This is a genomic window from Paraburkholderia sp. PAMB 6770, assembly GCF_057748135.1.
Genome location: NZ_CM173239.1, coordinates 1,705,838 through 1,726,993 on the forward strand (window position 1 = coordinate 1,705,838; position 21,156 = coordinate 1,726,993).

Consider the following 21,156-nt stretch of genomic DNA (forward strand, 5'->3'; position numbering starts at 1 on the left):
AATCGGGATCGGGAGACCGATATGGACTGGCGCAGCGTGGACCGGAGCCTGGGCTGCACCAACGTTGATCGTCCCTGTTGTCGGGGAAATCGCGCAAGGCGTAGCGGTCATGCGAGGCGGTATGATCGGTGCAATGCCCGGAGGATGGTACGGCCTCGACCCCGTCAATTGAGTAAATTGCCGCAATTGCGTCGCCTACGGGTGTTGCGTCAACATCGGCACACACTCACGACGGACAACGATCTTGCGCAAGCGCGGCGCTTTTGCGCAAGGCCGTGTCGCTTCGCGGTCTGGCGCGCGCGGCGCGCGGCCGCTACAGTCGAAGAGCCGCCCCATGCCCTACCACCGACGCATACGATGAAGCAGGCCAACGACTCGTGGATGCCCGACGCGGCCACTCCTTCCGGCGGCGCGCACGACACCGCGGCCGCGCCCACCGCCGCGCCCTCCGTCTACGCCACCGGCACGGCGGAAACGCCAGTGCCCCTCGTGGCCGATGCAGCGGCTGGGGCCGACGCGCCCGTCACCGCGCGCCCCGCCACCGGCTCGACCGCGTCCGGCAGCCTGCGCGCCACCGCGATCCTGCTCGCCGGCTATGCGATCCTGATCACCGGCAACGGCCTGCTCGGCACGCTGATCTCGCTGCGGCTCATCGCCGAACACAGCTCGTCGCTGCTGATCGGCATCGTGCAGTCCGCGTACTACGTCGGCTTCATGGCCGGTGCGATGAGCGGCGGCAGCCTGATCGGGCGCGTCGGGCACCATCGCGCGTTCGTCACGTTCGCGGCGGTGTCGTCATGCTGCGCGCTCGGCTTCGCCGCGTCGGCGAGCCCAGCGCTCTGGGTCGCGCTGCGGCTCGTGATGGGATTCTGCCTCGTCGGTATTTTCACGGTGATCGAAAGCTGGCTGCATCAGGTTGCGAGCAACGCGTTGCGCGCGCGTGTGTTCTCCGCCTATCTGATCACGAACTATCTCGGCGTCGGCACCGGACAGTTTCTGCTCGGGCTCGCCGACCCTGCCAGCTTCGCGCTGTTCAGTCTCGTGAGCGCGCTGTTCTCCGCGTCGCTGATTCCGGTGACGCTTGCCGGCCACGCGAGCGCCACGCCCGCAACCGGCCCCGCGGCGCCGGGCCGCGGGCTGTCGCGCTTCGCGCGCGGGCTGGCGGGGCTGAAAACCGTCGCGAAATGGGCGCCGCTCGGCGTGTGCGGCTGTCTCACCGCCGGTCTGCTGAATAGCTGCTTCTACACGATGCAGCCCGTTTTCATGAGCCGGCTCGGCTATTCGGTGACGGACGTCGCGCATTTCATGGGCTTCGCGCTGCTGGCGGCACTGCTGCCGCAATGGCCGGTCGCGCGCCTCGCGGACCGCTTCGAGCGGCGCGCGGTGATCGTCGCGATCACGGTGCTCGCGGCCGCGTGCAGCCTGGTGCTGTTTCTCGTGCGAAGCGGCATGCTGGTCGAGGCGGCCAGCTATCTGTACGTCAGCGTGGTGTTCTCGCTTTATGGCGTCGTGACGTCCTACGTGAACGACTGCGTGCCGGCCGATCAGCGGCTCGCGGTCAGCGGCGGCCTGCTGCTGATTTTCTCGCTGGGCGCGAGCGCGGGGCCGGCGCTCGCATCGGCGTCGATGGCGCTGACCGGGCCGGGCGGGCTCTATCTGTTCACGGCGATCGTGACCGCGCTGCTCGCGGGGTTGACGCTGCGCAGTTTGAGCCGCAGATAGCGTGCGGCCGGCCGAGGCACGGCGGAAGCGACCGCGGGCGGGCGCTACCCGGCTTACCGGCGCCTGCTGCGCGGGTCGATGCCGTTCTTCTGCAGAAGCTTGCGCAAGCGGCTGTTTTCCCATGCGAGCGCAACGATCATCACGGCAGCCATCAGTGGCCCCAGCCACGCGCGCCCGTTGGCATACAGCGAAAGGACGAGAAACACTGCGGCGACCGCTACGGCGATGGCAACAAGCGCGAGCCGGTCTTTCAGCCAGGGGCCGGTCATGCGGTTTTGCCCAGAGCGGCGTAACTGCGGCGCGAAGTACCTGGCTGCATCAACTCGGGATGCATCGCCATATGATCGAGTAACGGCTTCGGCAAAGACACCCCGGTGCGCATCGACCAGAACGTGACGGCATGCAGCGCCGAAGTGGTCGTACTACAAGTCAGTCTGGCGTCCGCCGCCACCATCAGACTGCCTATCAGACCACCGACATACCAGGACGCATAAAACGCGGAAGCAGCAGCCAGAACTTCAGAAATTGTTCCTGCTCCGATCAACTCCCCTATCGTCACCTTTGCTCCAAATGTTTTGATGGCGCCGGTGATCTGGGCAATCGTCGACACAACCTGCTGCTGCGTAGAAAACAGGCTTCCCGGGACTGGCAACCCCAAGGCAGTCATGTTGGCGGCGAAAGCTTCACGGAAACTTGGGCAAGACATCGGATCCTCTTGAGCGAAGAAAATCCGGCAATATTAAATGAATAAATTTTCCTGACGATTTACAAATATAATAGGGAAACTATATTAATAAATTTGTCGTTTAGATTCCGAGAAATTTATTCCGCATTCCCGTAGATTTCCATCGGGCCGAAAATCGCATCTGTTGCGCCACCTTGTCCCCCTACCCCGCCCCCTCCCCCCACCACACCACCGTCAGCGACCGCACGCCCTGTGCGCCGCGAATCAATACGCCTTCGATGTCGGCGGTCGCCGACGGCCCCGTCACGAGCACCGCGTAGCGCGCGTGCCGGAAATCGTCGCGCCGGTACACGTGCTGCAGGCCGTCGACGAGTTGCGCCGGATCGAGCAGCACGACCAGATGCTGCACCAGATACCCCAGTGCGTTCACGCGATACTCCTGCTCGCTGAACCACACCGAGCCCGTTTCCGCGACGCCGAAGCGCGCCCGCACGACGCCGACGTCGACGTCCTGCAGCGACGCCGGCGGCGTGTCCGCCTCCAGCGCGCGCGTGCCCGCCACCTCCGGCACCGCCGAGCAGATCGACGCCGCCGCGCCGAAGCGCGCGTGGATCAGCGCCAGCACGTCGGCGCCGCTCGCCGCGTCCACGCACGCGCCGCCCATGCCTTCGAGCGCGGCCGCGAAACGCGTGCGCAGATCCCCCTCCGGCGACGGAAAGAGCGGCACCTCCGGGCGCGGCTGTGCCGGCGGCTGGGCCGCGCGCACGCGGGCCAGGAAGGTGTCACGCGTGGCCATCGCCACCTCCGCGATTCTTTCGGTACCACGCATGGAAGGTCTGCTTCGGCGCCTCCGGCAGCTCGCGCTGCCGGCCCCAGATGTTCAGCGGGTTGTACAGCACGAAATTCGGCAGATGCCGCAGCGCGCCGCCCATCGACGCCATCGTCGCGCGATAGAGCGTCGGGCTCGCGAGCAGCCGCCCCGCGAACTTCAGCACCTCCTGCTTGACGAACGGCACCTCGTGGCGCGCGCTGATCACCTCGCGCCACTTGTAGATCTGTTCGTGAATATTGATCTTCACCGGACACACGTTCGTGCAGCTGCCGTTGAGCGTCGACGCAAACGGCAGCGCGCTATAGCGCTTCAGATCGAAGGTCGGGTTGATGATCGCGCCGATCGGCCCCGAGTACGTGCCGCCATACGACAGCCCGCCGCTGCGCCGATACACCGGGCACGTATTCATGCACGCGCCGCAGCGGATGCATTTGAGCGAATACCAGAAGTCCTGCATCGCAAGCCGCTCGGAGCGGCCGTGATCGACGAGGATGAAATGCATTTCCGTGCCCGGCCGCGGCGCGCGGAAATGCGACGTGTATTGCGTGATCGGCGAACCGAGCGCGCTGCGCGACAGCATCCGGATGAACACGCCGAGATCGGCCACGGCCGGAATCAGCTTCTCGATACCGATCGACACGATATGCAGCGGCGGCACATTCGCCGACAGATCCGCATTGCCCTCGTTGGTGCACACCACCACGGTGCCCGTTTCGGCGACCGCGAAGTTGCAGCCGGTCATCCCGGCGGTCTTCTCGCGCACGAAATACGGCCGCGTGTTCATCCGCTGGCTTTCGGCGAGGTAATGGATGTCGCTGTTCTGCGGATCGGTGCCGATCGTGCGGCCGAACAGCTGCGCGACGTCCGCGCGCAGCTTGTGCACGGCCGGCACGACCATGTGACTGGGATCCTGATGGTCGAGCTGCTGGATCCGCTCGCCGAGATCGGTCTCCATCACGGTGATGCCGCGCGGTTCGAGGTAGTCGCGCATCGCGCACTCGTCGGTCAGCATCGACTTGCTCTTGACGAGCGTCGTCATGCCGCGCGCCGACATCAGCTGATGAACGATCGCGTTGTGCTCCTCGGCGCTGTCCGCCCAGTGCACGACCACCCCGTTGGCCTCGGCCGCCTGCGCGAACTGCGCGAGGTAGTCGGCCAGGTGCGACAGCGTGTGCTCCTTGATGCCCGACGCGAGCGCGCGCAGCGTCTCCCATTCGGGCAGCGCATGCGCCTGTGCATCGCGCTTGCTGCGCAAGTCCCACAGACGCCGGTCGTGAAACGCGACATGCTCGCTCTTCGCGATGAACGCGCCCGCCGCCTTCGCATGATCGAGCCGGCTCATGCACGCGCTCCGTTCAGCACCTGCGCGATGTGGATGAAGCGCACCTCGGCGCCCATCCGTTCCGCGCATCCCTGCTGATGCATCAGGCACGACATGTCGCCCGACACGATGTACTGCGCGCCCGCCGCCAGATGATCGCGCACCTTGTCCTGGCCCATGCGCACCGACACCGGCTCCTCGGTGACCGAGAACGTGCCGCCGAAGCCGCAGCATTCGTCGGGCCGCGCCGGCGCGACGAAGCGGATGCCCTTCACGCCTTCGAGCAGCGCGCGCGGCTTCGAGAACGGCGCGCCCGCGATCTCGGACATCGACGCCTCCTTCAGATGCCGCAGCGCGCTGCAACTGGTGTGCAAGCCGACGCGATACGGAAACTCGGCCCACGGAAACGCGCGCGCACCCACCACGTCATGCAGGAATTCGACGAGCTCCCAGGCGCTCGCGCGCACCTTCTTCACTTCGTCGGTCTGCCCGATCGCGTTCAGATGCGCGCGCACATGATGGATGCAGCTTGCGGACGGACCGACGATGTAGTCGTAACCGGCGAAGTTGCGCACGAACACCTGCTCGGCGCCGGCGGCCTCGGCCTGCGCGCCGCTGTTGGCCATCGGCTGGCCGCAGCAGGTCTGCGCGAGCGGGTAGTCGACCTCGATGCCGAAGCGTTCGAGCAGTTCGAGCGTCGCGATTCCGACTTCCGGGTAGAACGCATCGATGAAGCAGGGGATGAACAGCGCGACTTTCATGAATTGAAGGCTCGGCGGGCGGCAAGCGAACGACGCATGCGGCGGCATTCGCTCGACCAGTCATACTGGTCAAGTTGGTCTGACCAAGACTATAAGGAAGTGGGCAAACGCTGTCAATTGGGGCACCGCGGGGGCTGCGGCTGCCTTACCGCCCCCCACGCCGCCGCGCAGGGCGCGGCCCGCCGGCTCGGGCGCGGTCCGCAGGCGGCCCGCTCAGGACTTCGCCGCTTGCGCCTCGTACAGCTCGCGCACGTAGCTCAGGTGGCGCTCGGCCGCGTGGCGGGCCTTCTGCGCGTCGCGCGCGCTGACTGCGTCGAAGATCGCCTGATGCTGTGCAAGCAGTTGATGCTCCTTCGCGTCGTCGTAGTCGATCAGTTGATGGTATTGGCGCATGCCCTCGCGAATCAGCGCGTGTATGCCGTGCATCGCATGCGCGAGCGCGATGTTGTGCGTCGCGTCGGCGATCGCCAGATGAAACGCCACGTCGCGCTCCGCGAGTTCCTCGCCGTCGCCCGACAGCGCGCAGGCCTTCAGCGCATCGAAGGCCGCGCGAATCTTCTCGAGATCGGCCGCGCTCGCGCGCTCGGCTGCGTAGACCGTCGCGATCGATTCGAGCCCCTGGCGCAGTTCGAGAAGGTCGATGCTCGTGCGCGGATTTTGCAGCAGCAGTTCCGCGAGCGGCTTCGAGATCACCGGCGCGGTGACGTCGACCACCGTGAAGCCGCCGCGCCCCGAGGTCTCGATGTAGCCATCGGCTTCGAGCCGGATCAGCGCCTCGCGCAGCGACGGTCGCGACACGCCGAGCTGCATCGCCAGATCGCGTTCGGCCGGCAGACGATCGCCCGGCATCAGCGCGCCGTCCGAAATCAGCCGTTTGATCTGATCGGACACGACATCGGACAGACGCTTGCGCGTGAAGGACTGGATCGGGCGAAAGGGCATGACGGCAGTGAAGAGGCTGCGGGACGCGCGCGGCCGCGCCGCGCCGTCGCTCAAGCGCGAATTATAGCGTCCTGCTGCAGCCGCGACCCCGCGCGCAGTTGCGCGACGAACGCCGCGATCCGCTCGCACGCGTCGGCGAGACGCGCCTCGTCGACGACGAAGCCGAGCCGCACATAGCCGTTCGCGGTGTCGCCGAACGCGCTCGCGTCGAGCAGCGACACGCGCTGCGCGCGAAACAGCTGCCACGTGAAATCGACGGTATCGAGCCCGCAGCCGCTCACGTCGACCATCATGAACATGCCGGCTTCCGGCAGCAGGCAGCGCAGCCCCGGCACCCGGGCGAGACGCGCGTACACCACGTCGCGGCGGCGCCGGTAGACCTCGCGCATCTGCGCGACGATCGCCGGCTTGTGTTCGAGCGCGACGCGCGCGGCCTCCTGGACGAAGCCCGGCAGCCCGTACAGCATGCACAGCGCAAGACGCCCGAGGTGGCCGATCAGTGCCTCGGGGCCGATCACCCAGCCGACCCGCCAGCCCGCCATCGCGTGCGACTTCGACAGGCTCGACACGGTGACGGTGCGCGGCGCCATCCCGTCGAGCGAGCCGATGCTCACGTGCTCGCGCTCGAACGCGAGGTCCGCATAGACCTCGTCGGCCAGCACCCACAGGTCGTGCCGGCACGCGAGCCGCGCGATGCGTTCGAGATCGGCGCGCGGCATCACGACGCCGGTCGGATTGCAGGGCGTCGCGAAGAAGAGTGCTTTCGTGCGCGGCGTGATCGCGGCTTCGAGCGCGTCGCAATCGACGTGAAAACCGCGCGCCGGATCGACCGGCACCGGCACCAGCGTCGCGCCCGAGGCGCGCACGCACGCCTCATAGGTCAGATACAGCGGCTCCGGCACGATCACTTCGTCGCCGGCTTCGCACAGGCACAGCGCGCTCGCGAAGATGCCGTTCTGCGCGCCCGCGCACAGCATCACGTTGGCCGCGCCGACCGGCTGGCCGCTCATGCGCGTATGCTCGCGCGCGATGGCCGCGCGCAGCGGCTCGCGGCCGACCACCGCGCTGTAGTGCGTGTCGCCGTCGCGCAGCGCCTGCACCGCGCGCTCGACGATCGGCGCCGGCGTCGCGAAGTCCGGATCGCCGACGCTCAGCACGATCACGTCCTCGCCGCGCGCGGCCGCCTGCTGCGCCGCATGATGGATCTCCCATGCACTCGTGCGCCTGCCCTGCAGCCGCTCGACCAGACTCGAATAATGCATCCTGCTTACCCCCGCCATCCCGTTTCGTTGACGCACCACGACGCGCGCCCCGAACGGGCGACGTCCTGTCGTCAATGTAATGGGGCGCGGACCCGGCGTCCATCGCGGCGACGCTTGCCGCGACGGTTGCCCCTACAGTTGCCGGCGCAACTCGGCGGGCGGGACCTTCATCAGGTTGCGATACTTCGCGACGGTGCGCCGCGCGACGAGCACCCCCTGCTCGGCCAGCATGCGCGCGAGCGTGACGTCCGAGTGCGGGTCGTGAACGTCCTCCGCGGCGATCATTTCCTTGAGCAGCGCGCGCACCGCCGCGGACGAACACGTACCGCCGCTGTCGGTGCCCAGCTCGCGCGGAAAGAAGTGCTTGAACTCGAAGATGCCGCGCGGCGTCGCCATGTACTTGTTGCCCGTCGCGCGCGAGATCGTCGATTCGTGCAGCCCGAGTTCCTCGGCGACGTCGCGCAGCACCATCGGCTTCAGCGCAATCTCGCCATACTGGAAGAACGCCTTCTGATGCGCGACGATGCATTCCGCGACGCGCTGGATCGTATCGAAGCGCTGCTGCACGTTGCGGATCAGCCAGCGCGCCTCCTGCAACTGCTGCGACAGCGGCGAGCGGCTCGAACCGCCCGCCTGCGCGAAGAGCCGCGCATACAGCCGGTTGATGCGCGCGCGCGGCTGCACCGCCGGATTGATCGTCACGCTGAAGCGGTTGCGCACCGCGCGCACGATCACGTCGGGCACCACATAGCTGCCGTCGGCGCGGCCGTATGCGTTGCCCGGCTTCGGATCGAGCCGGCGCACCAGCGCGCACGCGATGCGCAGCGCCTCGGGCGTGCAGCCGAGCTGCCGTTGCAGCTCCGCGTGCTCGCGGCGCGCGAGGCGCTCCAGATGATGCCCGGCGACCTGGCGCGCAAGATCGCGGCCGGCCACGTCGGCGGGCAGCGCATCGAGTTGCAGCGTGAGACATTCGGCGAGCGAGCGCGCGCCGATCCCCGGACGGTCGAGCGTCTGCACGAAGCGCAGCGCCACGCGCAGTTCCTCTTCGCCGAGCGGCGGCTCGATCTCGACGATCGCGGCAAGCTCGGCGAACTCCTGACGCAGATAGCCGTCGTCGTCGATGGCTTCGATCACGACCTGGGCGGCTTCGCGATCGCGCGCGTCGAGCTGGCACAGGCGCAGCGCATCGTGCAGTTGCTCGCGCAGCGACGGCTGGATCCGCACCCAGTCCGCCGGGTCGCTGTCCTCGCCGTCGCCCTGCGCGCGCGACGCGCTGCGGCCAAACGTTTCGCCGGCGAAGTCGGCGGGAAAGTCCGCGGGCGCATCGTCGCGCGCGCCGCCGTCATCCGCTTCGCCGCTGGCTGCGCCGGCGCCGTCGGCCGCGCCGGCATCGTGGGCGGCCGCGCTGTCGTCATGATTCGGACTGGTTGCGAGCGCAACGTCTTCGGAAGCGGCCTGATCGTATTCGAGAAAGGGATTCGTATCGAGCGCCTGGCGCAACGCCTGCTGAAACTCGATGGACGACAGTTGCAGCAGCCGCACCGACTGCTGCATGCGCGGGGTCAGGGCCAGCGACTGTCTTGTACGGAGTTCGATGGAAGGCATGGTGCGTAGTCCTGTGGCGGAGCGATATCCGGGAGGACTGTATTGGAGCAACAGCTATACCAGTTTTTGCAAGACACTGTTTTGTCGAGGTTTATGCCCGCCCGCAAGCCGTGGCACGGCACGCGCGCCGCGGCGATTTTTACAATTGGGCGGAAAATTGCGCCCTCGCTGTGTCCTCGCTGTGTCCTCGCTGTGTCCTCGCTATGCCCTCGCTATGCCCTCGCTATGCCCTCGCTGCGTTCTGCTTGCGCGCTGTTTTTGCGCTGCTTTTGCTCCGTTCGCGCGGTGCGCCGGAGCGCGCCTGCGGGCCCGTGCCGCGGCGCGTGCAGCGCCGTGGCACGGCACGCGGCACGCGACTTGCGGACGCCTCCATGTGGACGGATATCCTGCCGGCGCCTGCGCGCCGGCGGCAAGCCGCCGCATTGACCGACAACATCAAGGAGCGACGCCATGAAGACCTTTCCCCTCCTCAAGACCGCGGGTGCCGCAGGTGCGATCGTCTGCGCTGCGTTTGCGCTGAACGCGCACGCGCAAACCACCCCGGCGGCCGCGCCGTCGGGTGGATCCGAAACGATGGGCCAGCACATCGACGACGGCACGATCACCACAAAAGTAAAGGCCGATCTGCTCGCCGCGAAAAACGTCAAGTCCGCGCATATCCATGTGAAGACGCGCTCGGGCGTCGTCTGGCTGACAGGCACCGTTCCGACCTCCGACGACAAGGCCGCAGCCGCCGAAGTCGCCCAGGACGTGTCCGGCGTGCACACGGTGAAGAACCGTCTGCGGGTCGTGGCTGAATAAGGTGACGGGAGGTGGCCAGCGCCGGCCAGGTGAGCGCGCGTTGCCGGCAGGTCATACGGGCGACGACGCTCAGCCGTGCGCCCGGCTACGAGAGCCGGGCGCCTGTGTCCCCTCGCCGCGATGCGGAGCGCGAGCCAGGCCCGGCGCCTGGCTTGACTGCATGTCGTGCTGCGGCGACCGCCTGTCGTTGCGCGCGCGGACACGCCGTCACGGCCGCCCATCACGGCCGCCCGGGCAGATTCGCCGCGGGCAGGTAAATTCTGCGCTGTCTGCCTTCCCGATCTGACCATCCGTTGACGTCCCCTTCCTCCTGACGCGCCTCTCCGGCCGGGGCACGCGGGCCGCCAGCGGCATTACGGCCTGTGGCACGAATACTGCTTGATGGAGCACGTCCGCGGCCGCGCACACGGTACCGCGCTCGCCCGGAGGCCTGCACGCCGGGAGCCGCAGGCGAAGCAGGCAAGCAAGGCAGGCGAACAATAACGACGAGGAGAATATGCGATGAAAATAAGGAGAACAGAATTTCTGATCGGCGTCGCCGTGGTTACTTCGGCCGTCGTGCTGCAAGTCCGCGAGTACACGCTGCAGCCGCCGCGCGCGAGCGCCGGGGCGGCGCGCGTCTCGGAGTCCTGCCGCATCGCGCCGCGCGACGGACTGATCCAGGCCGCCTGCGTCGCGCCGCCGACCGACCGGCTGCCGGCCGCCCGTGCAAGCGCACCGGTGCGCACGCCGTCCCGGCTCTGGGTGTAGGCGGCCCGTCTCGCGAGCCGGTTTGCCGCGTGCGACCATCGCCGGTCTCACGTGAACCGGAAACCTTTTCCGTGAACCCGAAACCTTGACGGAGCCGCTCCACGCGGCTGCGTTGATGCTGTTTGCGCTGTTTGCGCTGTTTGCGCTGAAGCGATCGCACGATGCGCGATCGCCGCACGCGCGGTCTCGCCGCCCGCCGCCGCGGCGATCAGAGCCCGCAGGGCGCCATCGTCAGCGCGACGTCCGTTGCGGCGAGGCAGAGCACGAACATCGTGCTCGACAGCGCGCACACCCGCGCAATAAACCAGTCGCGCTCGGCACGCGTGCCGCGCATGGCGGCCGGAAACCGCCAGTTGATCCGCGACGTGCGACGCAGGTTGTGCCATGCGACCGCGAGCCCCACACCGCCGAGCACGATGCACGCAAGCCCCGCGGCCACCATACCCGGCGACGCCCATACACCGGGACTCGCGACGAATGACAGGGTGTCCGACAAACACCGCCGCCGCACCAGCTGTTGCGCAATGCCGAGTTGCAGCAGCCACGCGAGCGGCGCGGCAAGCAGCGCGACCAGCGTCCGCGGCCAGCCGATCAGCCTGCTGCCGCCGGACGGTTCGTGCCGGAACGCGCCGCGCTCCCGCCCCGTCTCGAACGCCGTCTGTCCGTGCGCGCTGCGTCGGGTACGCGTGCGCGAATCCAGTCTGTCCATGTGCATGTCAGTCCCCGTAACCAAGCCGATCATGCGCCCGCTTCGCCCCGGTCCGGGCGCGCGAGCGGCGCCGGCGGCACGCCTGCCCCGCTGATGCCGATGGGCCGAGGCGACGCGCCGGCCTCTGCCCAGGTCGACAGCAAGAAGCACGCCGGTGCGGCGCGACCGCACCCCCGCGGCCCGCGAGACGCCGCGCGCCCGGCCATGCGACGCCTCCGCGACAAAACGCCGCCGCTGCGTCGCGCAGCGTCGCCGCAGCGCAAGAATTTCAACGGCCCACGCGCTTTTACCCGGGCTCGCCACGGTCATGGCGGTCATGGTCGTTACGGCATGCCGGCGCGCGCGACGGGCCCGCAGCGCGCCCTCGCCTCATGCGGCGCCGCGCCGCGCGCCCCGGGACGAGCCGCTAGAATGACGAAGTTCAGATCCCCCCACCCTGCCATGACGAACACCCATCGCGAGCGGCGCGCCGCGCGCGCCAGCGCGGCCTACTCGCTGTTCGCTTTCCTGAAGTCGCTGCCGCTGCCGGACCGGCTCGTCGAAGGCTGCGCGATGGCGCTGCAGGCCGTGGCCGGTGCGAGCCTCGCATACTGGCTCGCGCAGCGGCTCGGCGCGCAGCAGCCCTTCTGGGCAGCGATTACCGCGATCGGCGTCGCGCAGCACAGCTACGTGGATACGCGCAACCTGTCGCGCGACCAGTTCATCGGCGCGATGGTCGGCGGCCTGTGCGGTCTCGCGGGCGCCGTGTTCGGCGGCGGCCATTTCGCCGCATACGCGGTGGCCGTGGCGGGCGCGATCATTCTCTGCTGGGGCGCGAATATCGGCAGCGCGGCGCGACTCGGCGGCATCACGGCAACGATCATGCTGCTCGTGCCGCGCGCCGGGCCCGCGTGGCAGATGGCGCTCGTGCGCCTCGGCGAGGTCACGCTCGGCACGGTCAGCGCGTTGCTCGTGTGCTGGCTGATCGCCCGGATCGAACGGCGCTGGGCGGCACGCATCGAGGCGCGCGCCCAGCGCCGCGCCGCAAGCTAGCGCGCCTTCGGCGGATGCTGGCGCGCTGCCTCGAGCTGCTCGCGGCGCGGACCGCCCTGGCGCTCCAGCATCCAGCCCGGGTACTCGGCCGGCAGCGCGCTCACCGCGTCGAGCCGGGCAAGCTCCGTGGCGTCGAGCTCGACCAGGGTGGCCGCGATGTTGTCGTCCAGTTGCTCGACCTTCTTCGCCCCCACGATCACCGACGTCACCGCGCGCTGATGCAGCAGCCACGCAAGCGCAATCTGCGCGACCGATACGCCCTTGTGCCGGGCAATTTCGCGCATCGCGTCGATGCAGTCGTACGCGCGCTCGCGCTCGACCGGCGGAAAGTCGAAGGTGGTGCGCCGGCTGCCCGCCTCGCCCTGCTGCTCGCGGCCGTACTTGCCGCTTAGCAGGCCGCCGGCAAGCGGGCTCCAGACCATCAGCCCCAGGCCCTCGCTGGCGAGCATCGGCACGAGCTCGCGCTCCAGGTCGCGTCCCGCGAGCGTGTAGTAGGCCTGCAGCGACTCGAAGCGGGTCAGCCCGAGCCGCTCGGCGATGCCGAGCGCCTTCACGATCTGCCACGCAGCCCAGTTCGACACGCCCACGTAGCGCACATGGCCATGCTGGACCAGCGTGTCGAGCGCGCGCACGGTCTCCTCGATCGGCGTGGCGGGGTCGAAGCCGTGAATCTGGTAGAGGTCGATGTGATCGAGCTGCAGACGCTGCAGGCTCGCCTTCACGCCCGCGAGGATATGCGCGCGCGACGCGCCGCGCGTATTCGGCGCCTGTGCGGTCATGCCGAACACCTTGGTCGCGACCACCACCTGATCGCGCGGCACTTTCAGGTTCTTCAGCGCCTGTCCGGTAATCTGTTCGGACAGGCCTTGCGCGTAGACGTCCGCGGTGTCGATGAAGTTGATGCCCGCGTCGAGCGCGCGGCCGACGAGGCGTTCCGCGTCAGCCTGCTGCAGGTCGCCGATCTGGCGCCAGATACCCTCGCCACCCCCGAAGGTCATGGTGCCGAAACAGAGTTCAGATACGAACAGGCCGGTGCGGCCAAGCGGGTTATAACGCATCGCGGGCACTCCATGTCAGGGGACAGAGGAACGAGAATACTGCAGCGTGCCCGATTTCACCGGCAAGCTGCCATCCCCCGTTCGGCCAGGATGGCGCATGCGTCGCAAACCTGCGAGACTGGCAGCCGCTCCCTTCGATGGCTGAGCCGCAGCCCCCTCTGGAAATGGCCCGTCACGCCCCCACTTTCGCCAGCATGAATGCCCCCGCTTCGTCGCCCGGCGTGCTCGACGGTTTTCATCCGGCGGTGGCCGGCTGGTTCCAGAAGACGTTCGCCGCGCCGACCGCCGCGCAGGCGGCCGCATGGCCGCCGATCCGCAGCGGCCGCGCCACGCTCGTCGCCGCGCCGACCGGCTCCGGCAAGACGCTCACCGCCTTTCTCGCGGCGCTCGACGCACTGGTGCGCGAAGGCCTCGCGAACGGCGGCACGCTGCCCGACGCCACGCTGGTCGTGTACGTGTCGCCGCTCAAGGCGCTGTCCAACGACATCCGCCTGAACCTGCAGCAGCCGCTCGAAGGGATCGCCGCGGAACTCGCCGCGCGCAACCTGCCGGCGCTCGAAATCCGCACGTCGGTGCGCACCGGCGACACCACGCAGCAGGAACGCCATGCATCGCGCAAGCGCGCGCCGCACATTCTCGTGACGACGCCCGAATCGCTGTACGTGCTGCTCGGCTCGGAGTCGGGGCGCCGGATGCTCGCGAGCACGCGCACGGTGATCGTCGACGAAATCCACGCGCTCGCCGGCAGCAAGCGCGGCAGCCACCTCGCGCTCAGTCTCGAACGGCTCGGCGCGCTGTGCGGCGCACCGCCCGCGCGCATCGGACTGTCGGCCACGCAAAAGCCGATCGGCGCAATCGCACGGTTTCTGGTGGGCGCGGCGCAGCCGGAGGACGCCGGCCGCGCCGCGCCGGACTGCGCGATCGTCGACACCGGTCACGCGCGGGCGCGCGATCTCGCGCTCGAACTGCCGCCGGTGCCGCTCGAAGCGGTCATGTCGAACGACGCGTGGACGCTCGTCTACGGCCGGATCGCGGAGCTGGTCGCGCAGCACCGCACCACGCTCGTCTTCGTCAACACGCGCCGCATGGCCGAGCGTGTCGCGCGCCACCTGGGCGAGCGGCTCGGCAAGGAAGCGGTGGCTGCGCACCACGGCAGCCTCGCGAAGGAACTGCGCTTCGACGCCGAACAGCGCCTGAAGCGCGGCGCGCTGCAGGTGCTCGTCGCAACCGCGTCGCTCGAACTCGGCATCGACATCGGCGACGTCGATCTAGTCTGCCAGCTGGGCTCGCCGCGCGCAATCGCGCCGTTCCTGCAGCGCGTCGGCCGCTCCGGGCATCACGTGGGCGGGATCCCGAAGGGGCGGCTCTTTCCGCTGTCGCGCGACGACCTCGTCGAATGCGCGGCGCTCTTCGATTGCGTGCGGCGCGGCGAGCTCGACGCGGTGCGCATCCCGCGCGCGCCGCTCGACGTGCTCGCGCAGCAGATCGTCGCCGAGACGGCCAGCGCCGAATGGCACGAAGACGCGCTGTTCGCGCTGGTGCGCCGCGCCGAACCCTACGCGCAGCTGGCGCGCGAGCAGTACGACGCGGTGCTGCACATGCTCGCGCAAGGCTATACGAGCCGCCACGGACCGCGCGGTGCATACCTGCATCGCGACGCGGTCGGCGGCCTGCTGCGCGGCAGGCGCGGCGCGCGGCTCGTCGCGCTGACTTCAGGCGGCACGATTCCCGACAACGCGGACTATGCCGTGCTGCTCGAACCGCAGGCGCTGAACATCGGCAGTGTCAACGAGGACTTCGCAATCGAAAGTCTCGCGGGCGACGTGTTCCAGCTCGGCAACACGTCGTACCGGATCCTGCGCATCGAACCCGGCCGCGTGCGGGTCGAAGATGCGAACGGACAGCCGCCGAACATCCCGTTCTGGTTCGGCGAAGCGCCGGGGCGCAGCGACGCGCTGTCGTTCGGCGTCGCGCGCCTGCGTGCCCAACTCGACGCGCTGCTCGACGCACCCGCCGGGCACGCGGCCGGCGCGGCGCAAGACGGCACACGAGACAGCGCGCAAAGCGACGCGCAAAAGGACTTACAAAACGACGCACAAAAGGACGCCCCAAGCGACGCGGCCGCCCGCGCGCTCCGCTGGCTGAGCGACACCCTCGCGCTCGGCCCGGCCGCCGCGCAGCAGATCGTCGACTATCTCGCGCGGGCCCGCGCGGTGCTCACCGCGCTGCCCACACACGACACGCTGGTGATGGAGCGCTTCTTCGACGAATCCGGCGGCACGCAACTCGTGATCCACACGCCGTTCGGCAGCCGCATCAATCGCGCGTGGGGCCTCGCGCTGCGCAAACGCTTTTGCCGCAGCTTCAACTTCGAGCTGCAGGCCGCCGCCACCGAAGACGCGATCATCCTGTCGCTCACGGGCAGCCACAGCTTCGCGCTCGACGAAGTCTGGCGCTACCTGCACCCGAACACGGCGGGCCATCTGCTGGTCCAGGCGCTGCTCGACGCGCCGCTGTTCGGCGCGCGCTGGCGCTGGAACGCGGTCACGTCGCTCGCGGTGCCGCGCTTCACCGCCGGCCGCAAGAGCGCGCCGCAGCTGCAGCGCATGCGCAGCGAGGATCTGCTCGCCGCGGTGTTCCCGGAGCAGCTCGCGTGTCTGGAGAATATCGTCGGCGAGCGCGAGCTGCCGCAGCATCCGCTCGTCGATCAGACCATCGACGATTGCCTGCACGACGCCATGGATGCCGACGGCTGGCTGCAGGTGCTGCGCCGGATCGAACAGGGCGAGATCAGGCTCGTCACGCGCGAGCTGCCCGCGCCGTCGCCGCTCGCCGCGGAGATCCTCACCGCGAAGCCTTACGCGTTCCTCGACGACGCGCCGCTCGAAGAGCGCCGCACCCAGGCCGTGCTGAACCGGCGCTGGTCGGATCCCGCGTCGTCGAGCGAGCTGGGCGCGCTCGACGCGCAGGCGATCGCCGCGGTCTGCGACGAAGCGTGGCCGCAGCCGCGCAGCGTCGACGAAATGCACGAAGCGCTGAACGGGCTCGCCTGCGTGAGCGACGCGGAGGCCATGCGCGACGCCGGCTGGTCCGCATGGCTCGCCGCGCTGGCCGAAAGCGGACGCGCGACCCGGCTGCGCGTCGCGCGGGAAGCGACGCTATGGGTCGCCGCCGAACGCTTGACCTGTGTCTGCGCGCTCTATCCGGGCGTCGAACCGGATCCGCCGCTATGCGCGCCGAAGGGCTTCGCCGAACCCTGGAGCGCGGACGATGCGTTGACCGAGGTGGTGCGCGCGCGCCTGAGCGGCCTCGGTCCACTGAGCGGCGTCGCGCTGGCCGCGCCGCTCGCGCTGCCGGTTGCCGCGATCGGCCAGGCGCTCGGGCGCCTCGAAGCCGAAGGCTACGTGATGCGCGGCCGCTTCACCCCGCAGGCGAGCGTCGACGAATGGTGCGAGCGCCATCTGCTCGCGCGGATTCACCGCTATACGGTGCGGCGGCTGCGGCGCGAAATCGAGCCGGTCGAGCCGCGCGACTTCATGCGGTTCCTGGTCGAGTGGCAGCATCTGACCCCGGCCACGCGCGGCGACGGTCACGATGCGCTCGCCGCCGTCGCCGCGCAGCTTGCCGGATTCGAAGCAGCGGCGGGCGCGTGGGAAGACGAGATCCTGCCGGCACGCGTGAAGGACTACGCGGGCAGTACGCTCGACGCGCTGTGCCGCGGCGGCAAGCTGGTCTGGACGCGCCTCGGCGCGCGCGCCCGCACGGCGGCGCCGGTGCGCAGCACGCCGGTCGTCCTGCTGCCGCGCCGCGATCTCCTCCCGTGGCAGACCGTCGTCGACGCCGCGCAGCCGGCCGGCGCGGCGCCAACCGACACCGCGCTGTCGGCTCGCGCGCAGCGCGTGTACGACGCGCTGCAGCGCCACGGCGCGATGTTCTTCGACGAGCTGACGGCCGACGCGCATCTGCTGCCGATCGAACTCGAACAGGCTCTGGGCGAACTGGTGGCCGCGGGGCTCGTCAATTCGGACAGCTTCGCGGGTTTGCGCGCGCTGCTGCGGCCGGCCGCCGCGCGTCGCGCGCACGGGTCGAAACGGCGCGGCGCGCGCTCCGGGCCGCTTCTCGGCGGCATGGACGACGCCGGGCGCTGGGCTCTGCTCAGGCGCGGCGCATCCGTTGCCGGCGACTCAGTGGACCCGGCGAATCCGCCGGACCGAGCGAGCGCTGCCGGCACCGTCGCGCCGGGCCGCGCCGGGCGGTCGCCGCATCGGCCCGCACTGTCGCCCGAAGCACTCGAACACGTCGCGCTGACGCTGCTGCGCCGCTACGGCGTCGTGTTCTGGCGCCTGCTCGAACGCGAGGCCGCGTGGCTGCCGCCGTGGCGCGAGCTGCTGCGCACGCTGCAACGGCTGGAAGCGCGCGGCGACCTGCGAGGTGGCCGCTTCGTCGCCGGCTTCGCCGGCGAGCAGTTCGCCTTGCCCGAGGCCGTGGCGCTGCTGCGCGAGGTGCGGCGCCATCCGCATGACGGCAGCTTCGTGTGCGTCGCCGGCACCGACCCGCTGAATCTGGTCGGCACGCTGCTGCCGGGCGACAAGGTGCCGGCTGTCGCGGGCACGCGCGTGCTCTATCGGGACGGCGTGGCCGTCGCGAAGCTCGTGGCAGGGGAATTCGTCTATCTGGACGCCGCGGACGGCCCGGCGCGCGAACAGATGCGCATGCGGCTCGCGCATCGTCATTGAGCGGCGACGGCGGCAGCGGCGACGCCCGCCCGCAAGCGGCGGGCCGCGACGTCGTCGCGGCGGTCATCAGGAACCCGGCGCGGAGCGGAGCGTAGTGCGTGTCGCGTGTCGCGTGGTGCGCCTCGCCGCCGCGCGCCAGGTCAGGCGGTCTTCGGGCCCGTCAGCGCGCGGCGGCGATCACGTCGGCGACGGTGGCGGTCAGCTTGCGGCCGTACGGCACGTGCAGGAACTCGTTCGGCCCATGCGCGTTCGACTTCGGACCCAGCACGCCGCACACCATGAACTGCGAATGCGGGAAGCCTTCCCGCAGCACGTTCATCAGCGGAATCGTGCCGCCCTGACCCATGAATGCGCAGTCCGCGCCAAAGTGCTCGCGCGATGCGCCGTTCAGCGCGGCCGCAAGCCACGGCGCGAGTTCGGGCGCGCTCCAGCCGGTGGCCGCGCCCGTATCCGGCCGGAACGTGACCTTCGCGTTGTACGGCGGATCGAGTTCGAGCAGCGTCTTCAGTTCGGCTACCGCCTTCGCCGCGTCGACGAGCGGCGGCAGCCGCAGCGACAGCTTGAACGCGGTGCGCGGCCGCAGCACGTTGCCCGCGTCGGCCAGCGCGGGCAGCCCGGCCGCGCCCGTCACCGACAGCGACGGACGCCACGTCGAACTGATCAGCGCTTCCTTCGGATCGGTGGTGGTCGGCAGCACCTGGCGGCCGTCCTGCGCACAGGACCACGGCAGCTTCTTCCACACGTCGTCGCCAAGGATGCGCGCGGTCGCTTCCGCTTCGCGCATCCGCTCGGCCGGAATCGGGCAATGGAAGCCCTTCGGCAGCAGGTTGCCGTTCGAGGCGTCCTCGAGGCGGTCGAACAGTTGCCGCATCACGCGGAAGCTCGACGGCGCAATGCCGCCATAGCCGCCCGAATGGATGCCTTCGTCGAGCACCTGCACTTCGAGGTCGCCCGCGACAAGCCCGCGCAGCGACGTAGTGAGCCACAGCTGGTCGTAGTTGCCCGCGCCGGAGTCGAGGCAGATCACCAGCCCGACTTCGCCGAGCCGCTCGCGCAGCGCGTCGACATACGGCAGCAGATCGTAGCTGCCCGATTCCTCGCAGGTCTCGATCAGGCCGACGCAGCGGGGCCGCTCGATGCCTTGCGCATCGAGCGCCGCGAGCGCGGTGACGCTCGCATAGATCGCGTAGCCGTCGTCCGCGCCGCCGCGGCCGTACAGCTTGTCGTTTTCGAGCTTCGGCGTCCACGGACCGAGGTCGTTGCGCCAGCCGTCGAACTCGGGCTGCTTGTCGAGGTGGCCGTACAGCACGATCGTGTCGGTGCTGCCCGCGCGCGTTGCCGGGGTCTCGAAGAAGATCACCGGAGTGCGCCCCGGCAGGCGCACCACTTCGAGCTTCAGCCCCTTGACCGGCTGCCGCTCGGCCCATTGCGCGGCGTCCGTGAGCACGCGCTCGATGTAGCCGTGCCTCGCCCAGTCGGGATCGAACGCCGGGCTTTTCGCCGGCACCGCGATGTAGTCGGTGAGCGCGGGGACGATCTCGTCGTTCCACTTGCGATCGACGAACGCGCGCAGCGCATCGTGGTCGATCGTGCCGCCGTGCTCGAGGGTATCGTCTGAGATCATGATGAGCGGTCCGTGCAGTCGAAACCCCGATGATAGCCCCGTCGCGCGTCAAACCCAAAAGGCCGCGCCGCGCCTGCCGGTACACCGCAAAACGCGCGACAATGGAAACCGTCGTGGAACACGGAGCGTGTCATGGGAAGCCGGGTTGTCGTTCAGGTCGTGACGGCGCTTGTCACGCTGGCGCTCTATTTCCTGCCGGCCATCATCGCCGACCGGCGCCGGCGCGACGACGTGCTGATCATTGCGCTGTTCAACGCGTGCATCGGCTGGACCGGGGTCGGCTGGCTCGCCGCGCTGTACTGGGCGCTGCAGCCCAATCCGCCGCGCAGCCTCGCGCAGGACGTGACGCTGACGCGCCGCGCGACCGGGATGAAGCACTTCTCGACGCTGCTCACGCAGCGCGCGAGGCGCCGCAGCGAGCGGCAGAACGAATCGTCATGATGCGCATCGCGGCGCGCGCGAGGCGCGCTGTCGCGTCGCGATGAGAAGAGCGAAAGCGGGAACCGTGGCAGAGGCGGAGGCAGAGGCAGAGGCGGAAAAAGACGCGTATAACCCGCGTCATCCCGCAATCAGCGGGTCTGCGCGAGCGGCGTGAACGCGCGCAGCTTCACCGAGCCGGCCGGAATCGAACGCGGTTCGCGCTGCAGCTGATGATGATCGAAGCGTTCCTGGCGCAGCTCGCCATGCTCGTCGAACCACTGGCACAGTGCGCCTTCGTCGTCGCGACCCGAGCGGCCGACGTACGTGACCGTCATGCGCGCACCGCCGCTTCGCAGCGTCACCACGTCGCCCACATTGACGGGGTGGACTGAAGACGTATCAAACGAATCGAGCATGGCAGTCCGCATATCAATTCCCCGTGTCAATTCCCCGCGTGAAAGGCCCAGCCATTTTTATCCGGTACCGCAGACTGGAGACGATTGGCGGTTCAGGAAATGGTGAAGTGACGCAAGATTAACAATTGAATATTCAGGCTGCAAGCGATTTTTCGTGATACCGTTTTCATCGCGGCGAATATCAACCGGCACGATCATTCGCCCGGAACCCGAAATAATGCTCTCCGGAAAACCTCGATATCCGCAGGACTGCCGGCCTGCCTGCCGCGTCGGCAGGCATTACCTGGGCGGCGCGGCAGCCGGGCGTAAAACCTTCCGCAATATAGCCTTTTGCAAAGTCTTTTTAATGAGGCTGCAATTTATATTGCATTGCAATGAACGGGGCCATCCATAAATCACGCAATCATGGATGAATATCAGCCGGGGGCGAAACGGAGCGATTTAAGTGCGGCGCTGCACCGTTTATGTCATCCGTGCGTC

General features: G+C 68.9%; 18 protein-coding genes. 6 read left to right on the forward strand and 12 right to left on the reverse strand.

What is annotated here, in order from left to right:
- The first annotated feature begins 357 nt into the window (after window positions 1-357).
- Entirely contained in the window at window positions 358-1,722 is a 1,365-nt protein-coding gene (locus AC3AP7_RS24960; protein WP_487362979.1) for an MFS transporter, read from the forward strand.
- 53 nt (window positions 1,723-1,775) lie between these two features.
- Here AC3AP7_RS24960 and AC3AP7_RS24965 read toward each other — a convergent pair whose 3' ends face one another.
- The 8 genes from AC3AP7_RS24965 to AC3AP7_RS25000 all read right to left on the reverse strand — a co-directional run bounded on the left by AC3AP7_RS24965 (window position 1,776) and on the right by AC3AP7_RS25000 (window position 9,130).
- Window positions 1,776-1,991: a hypothetical protein gene (locus AC3AP7_RS24965; protein ID WP_487362980.1), complete on the reverse strand. Its 216-nt coding sequence runs from the start codon at window positions 1,989-1,991 to the stop codon at window positions 1,776-1,778.
- Window positions 1,988-2,332 (reverse strand): hypothetical protein, encoded by a 345-nt coding sequence (locus tag AC3AP7_RS24970; RefSeq protein ID WP_487362981.1) that lies wholly within the window; start codon window positions 2,330-2,332, stop codon window positions 1,988-1,990. The genes AC3AP7_RS24965 and AC3AP7_RS24970 overlap by 4 nt, the downstream gene beginning before the upstream one ends.
- A gap of 277 nt (window positions 2,333-2,609) precedes the next feature.
- Entirely contained in the window at window positions 2,610-3,203 is a 594-nt protein-coding gene (locus AC3AP7_RS24975) for a LutC/YkgG family protein (RefSeq protein WP_487362982.1), read from the reverse strand.
- Window positions 3,190-4,581, reverse strand: coding sequence for a lactate utilization protein B (locus tag AC3AP7_RS24980; RefSeq protein WP_487362983.1), 1,392 nt, complete (start codon window positions 4,579-4,581; stop codon window positions 3,190-3,192). Before AC3AP7_RS24980 ends, AC3AP7_RS24975 begins: the two co-directional genes overlap by 14 nt.
- Window positions 4,578-5,321, reverse strand: a complete 744-nt coding sequence (locus AC3AP7_RS24985) for a (Fe-S)-binding protein (RefSeq protein ID WP_487362984.1) — start codon at window positions 5,319-5,321, stop codon at window positions 4,578-4,580. Before AC3AP7_RS24985 ends, AC3AP7_RS24980 begins: the two co-directional genes overlap by 4 nt.
- Before the next feature lie 213 nt (window positions 5,322-5,534).
- Window positions 5,535-6,263, reverse strand: coding sequence for a FadR/GntR family transcriptional regulator (locus AC3AP7_RS24990; RefSeq protein WP_487362985.1), 729 nt, complete (start codon window positions 6,261-6,263; stop codon window positions 5,535-5,537).
- Window positions 6,264-6,313: 50 nt separating this feature from the next.
- Entirely contained in the window at window positions 6,314-7,525 is a 1,212-nt protein-coding gene (locus AC3AP7_RS24995; RefSeq protein ID WP_487362986.1) for a pyridoxal phosphate-dependent aminotransferase, read from the reverse strand.
- Window positions 7,526-7,657: 132 nt separating this feature from the next.
- On the reverse strand, window positions 7,658-9,130 hold the full coding sequence (locus AC3AP7_RS25000; RefSeq protein ID WP_487362987.1) for an RNA polymerase factor sigma-54: 1,473 nt from the start codon (window positions 9,128-9,130) through the stop codon (window positions 7,658-7,660).
- A gap of 450 nt (window positions 9,131-9,580) precedes the next feature.
- Here AC3AP7_RS25000 and AC3AP7_RS25005 point away from each other — a divergent pair, with 450 nt between their 5' ends.
- Window positions 9,581-9,931: a BON domain-containing protein gene (locus AC3AP7_RS25005; protein ID WP_487362988.1), complete on the forward strand. Its 351-nt coding sequence runs from the start codon at window positions 9,581-9,583 to the stop codon at window positions 9,929-9,931.
- 501 nt (window positions 9,932-10,432) lie between these two features.
- The gene (locus AC3AP7_RS25010; RefSeq protein WP_487362989.1) at window positions 10,433-10,681 is read left to right on the forward strand and encodes a hypothetical protein; all 249 of its coding nucleotides are present in this window, start codon (window positions 10,433-10,435) and stop codon (window positions 10,679-10,681) included.
- 208 nt (window positions 10,682-10,889) lie between these two features.
- On the opposite strand, the gene AC3AP7_RS25015 is transcribed toward AC3AP7_RS25010, so the two are convergent.
- The gene (locus tag AC3AP7_RS25015) at window positions 10,890-11,390 is read right to left on the reverse strand and encodes a hypothetical protein (RefSeq protein ID WP_487362990.1); all 501 of its coding nucleotides are present in this window, start codon (window positions 11,388-11,390) and stop codon (window positions 10,890-10,892) included.
- A 441-nt stretch (window positions 11,391-11,831) separates the two neighbouring features.
- On the opposite strand from AC3AP7_RS25015, the gene AC3AP7_RS25020 reads away from it, so the two are divergent.
- Window positions 11,832-12,422 (forward strand): FUSC family protein, encoded by a 591-nt coding sequence (locus tag AC3AP7_RS25020; RefSeq protein ID WP_487362991.1) that lies wholly within the window; start codon window positions 11,832-11,834, stop codon window positions 12,420-12,422.
- On the opposite strand, the gene AC3AP7_RS25025 is transcribed toward AC3AP7_RS25020, so the two are convergent.
- A complete protein-coding gene (locus AC3AP7_RS25025) occupies window positions 12,419-13,480 on the reverse strand; it encodes an aldo/keto reductase (RefSeq protein ID WP_487362992.1) in 1,062 nt (353 codons plus the stop codon). The genes AC3AP7_RS25020 and AC3AP7_RS25025 overlap by 4 nt on opposite strands.
- Before the next feature lie 194 nt (window positions 13,481-13,674).
- Between AC3AP7_RS25025 and AC3AP7_RS25030 the strand changes: the two genes are divergently transcribed.
- Complete coding sequence (locus AC3AP7_RS25030; protein ID WP_487362993.1) at window positions 13,675-18,216, forward strand: DEAD/DEAH box helicase; 4,542 nt, start codon at window positions 13,675-13,677, stop codon at window positions 18,214-18,216.
- Between the two features lie 160 nt (window positions 18,217-18,376).
- Here the strand turns inward: AC3AP7_RS25030 and AC3AP7_RS25035 are convergent, their stop codons facing one another.
- The gene (locus AC3AP7_RS25035; protein WP_487362994.1) at window positions 18,377-19,840 is read right to left on the reverse strand and encodes a M20 family metallopeptidase; all 1,464 of its coding nucleotides are present in this window, start codon (window positions 19,838-19,840) and stop codon (window positions 18,377-18,379) included.
- Between the two features lie 132 nt (window positions 19,841-19,972).
- On the opposite strand from AC3AP7_RS25035, the gene AC3AP7_RS25040 reads away from it, so the two are divergent.
- Window positions 19,973-20,281, forward strand: coding sequence for a superinfection immunity protein (locus AC3AP7_RS25040; RefSeq protein WP_487362995.1), 309 nt, complete (start codon window positions 19,973-19,975; stop codon window positions 20,279-20,281).
- Window positions 20,282-20,409: 128 nt separating this feature from the next.
- Here AC3AP7_RS25040 and AC3AP7_RS25045 read toward each other — a convergent pair whose 3' ends face one another.
- Window positions 20,410-20,688 carry a YodC family protein gene (locus tag AC3AP7_RS25045; protein ID WP_487362996.1) on the reverse strand — a complete coding sequence of 93 codons (279 nt, stop codon included), beginning with the start codon at window positions 20,686-20,688 and terminating at the stop codon, window positions 20,410-20,412.
- Window positions 20,689-21,156: the final 468 nt, after the last annotated feature.

Bases quoted from the DNA above. Each gene is read 5' to 3' on its own strand.
- AC3AP7_RS24960 (WP_487362979.1), top strand. From the start codon at position 358: ATGAAGCAGGCCAACGACTCGTGGATGCCCGACGCGGCCACTCCTTCC.
- AC3AP7_RS24965 (WP_487362980.1), bottom strand. From the start codon at position 1,991: ATGACCGGCCCCTGGCTGAAAGACCGGCTCGCGCTTGTTGCCATCGCC.
- AC3AP7_RS24975 (WP_487362982.1), bottom strand. From the start codon at position 3,203: ATGGCCACGCGTGACACCTTCCTGGCCCGCGTGCGCGCGGCCCAGCCG.
- AC3AP7_RS24980 (WP_487362983.1), bottom strand. From the start codon at position 4,581: ATGAGCCGGCTCGATCATGCGAAGGCGGCGGGCGCGTTCATCGCGAAG.
- AC3AP7_RS24985 (WP_487362984.1), bottom strand. From the start codon at position 5,321: ATGAAAGTCGCGCTGTTCATCCCCTGCTTCATCGATGCGTTCTACCCG.
- AC3AP7_RS24990 (WP_487362985.1), bottom strand. From the start codon at position 6,263: ATGCCCTTTCGCCCGATCCAGTCCTTCACGCGCAAGCGTCTGTCCGAT.
- AC3AP7_RS24995 (WP_487362986.1), bottom strand. From the start codon at position 7,525: ATGCATTATTCGAGTCTGGTCGAGCGGCTGCAGGGCAGGCGCACGAGT.
- AC3AP7_RS25000 (WP_487362987.1), bottom strand. From the start codon at position 9,130: ATGCCTTCCATCGAACTCCGTACAAGACAGTCGCTGGCCCTGACCCCG.
- AC3AP7_RS25005 (WP_487362988.1), top strand. From the start codon at position 9,581: ATGAAGACCTTTCCCCTCCTCAAGACCGCGGGTGCCGCAGGTGCGATC.
- AC3AP7_RS25010 (WP_487362989.1), top strand. From the start codon at position 10,433: ATGAAAATAAGGAGAACAGAATTTCTGATCGGCGTCGCCGTGGTTACT.
- AC3AP7_RS25015 (WP_487362990.1), bottom strand. From the start codon at position 11,390: ATGGACAGACTGGATTCGCGCACGCGTACCCGACGCAGCGCGCACGGA.
- AC3AP7_RS25020 (WP_487362991.1), top strand. From the start codon at position 11,832: ATGACGAACACCCATCGCGAGCGGCGCGCCGCGCGCGCCAGCGCGGCC.
- AC3AP7_RS25025 (WP_487362992.1), bottom strand. From the start codon at position 13,480: ATGCGTTATAACCCGCTTGGCCGCACCGGCCTGTTCGTATCTGAACTC.
- AC3AP7_RS25030 (WP_487362993.1), top strand. From the start codon at position 13,675: ATGAATGCCCCCGCTTCGTCGCCCGGCGTGCTCGACGGTTTTCATCCG.
- AC3AP7_RS25035 (WP_487362994.1), bottom strand. From the start codon at position 19,840: ATGATCTCAGACGATACCCTCGAGCACGGCGGCACGATCGACCACGAT.
- AC3AP7_RS25040 (WP_487362995.1), top strand. From the start codon at position 19,973: ATGGGAAGCCGGGTTGTCGTTCAGGTCGTGACGGCGCTTGTCACGCTG.
- AC3AP7_RS25045 (WP_487362996.1), bottom strand. From the start codon at position 20,688: ATGCGGACTGCCATGCTCGATTCGTTTGATACGTCTTCAGTCCACCCC.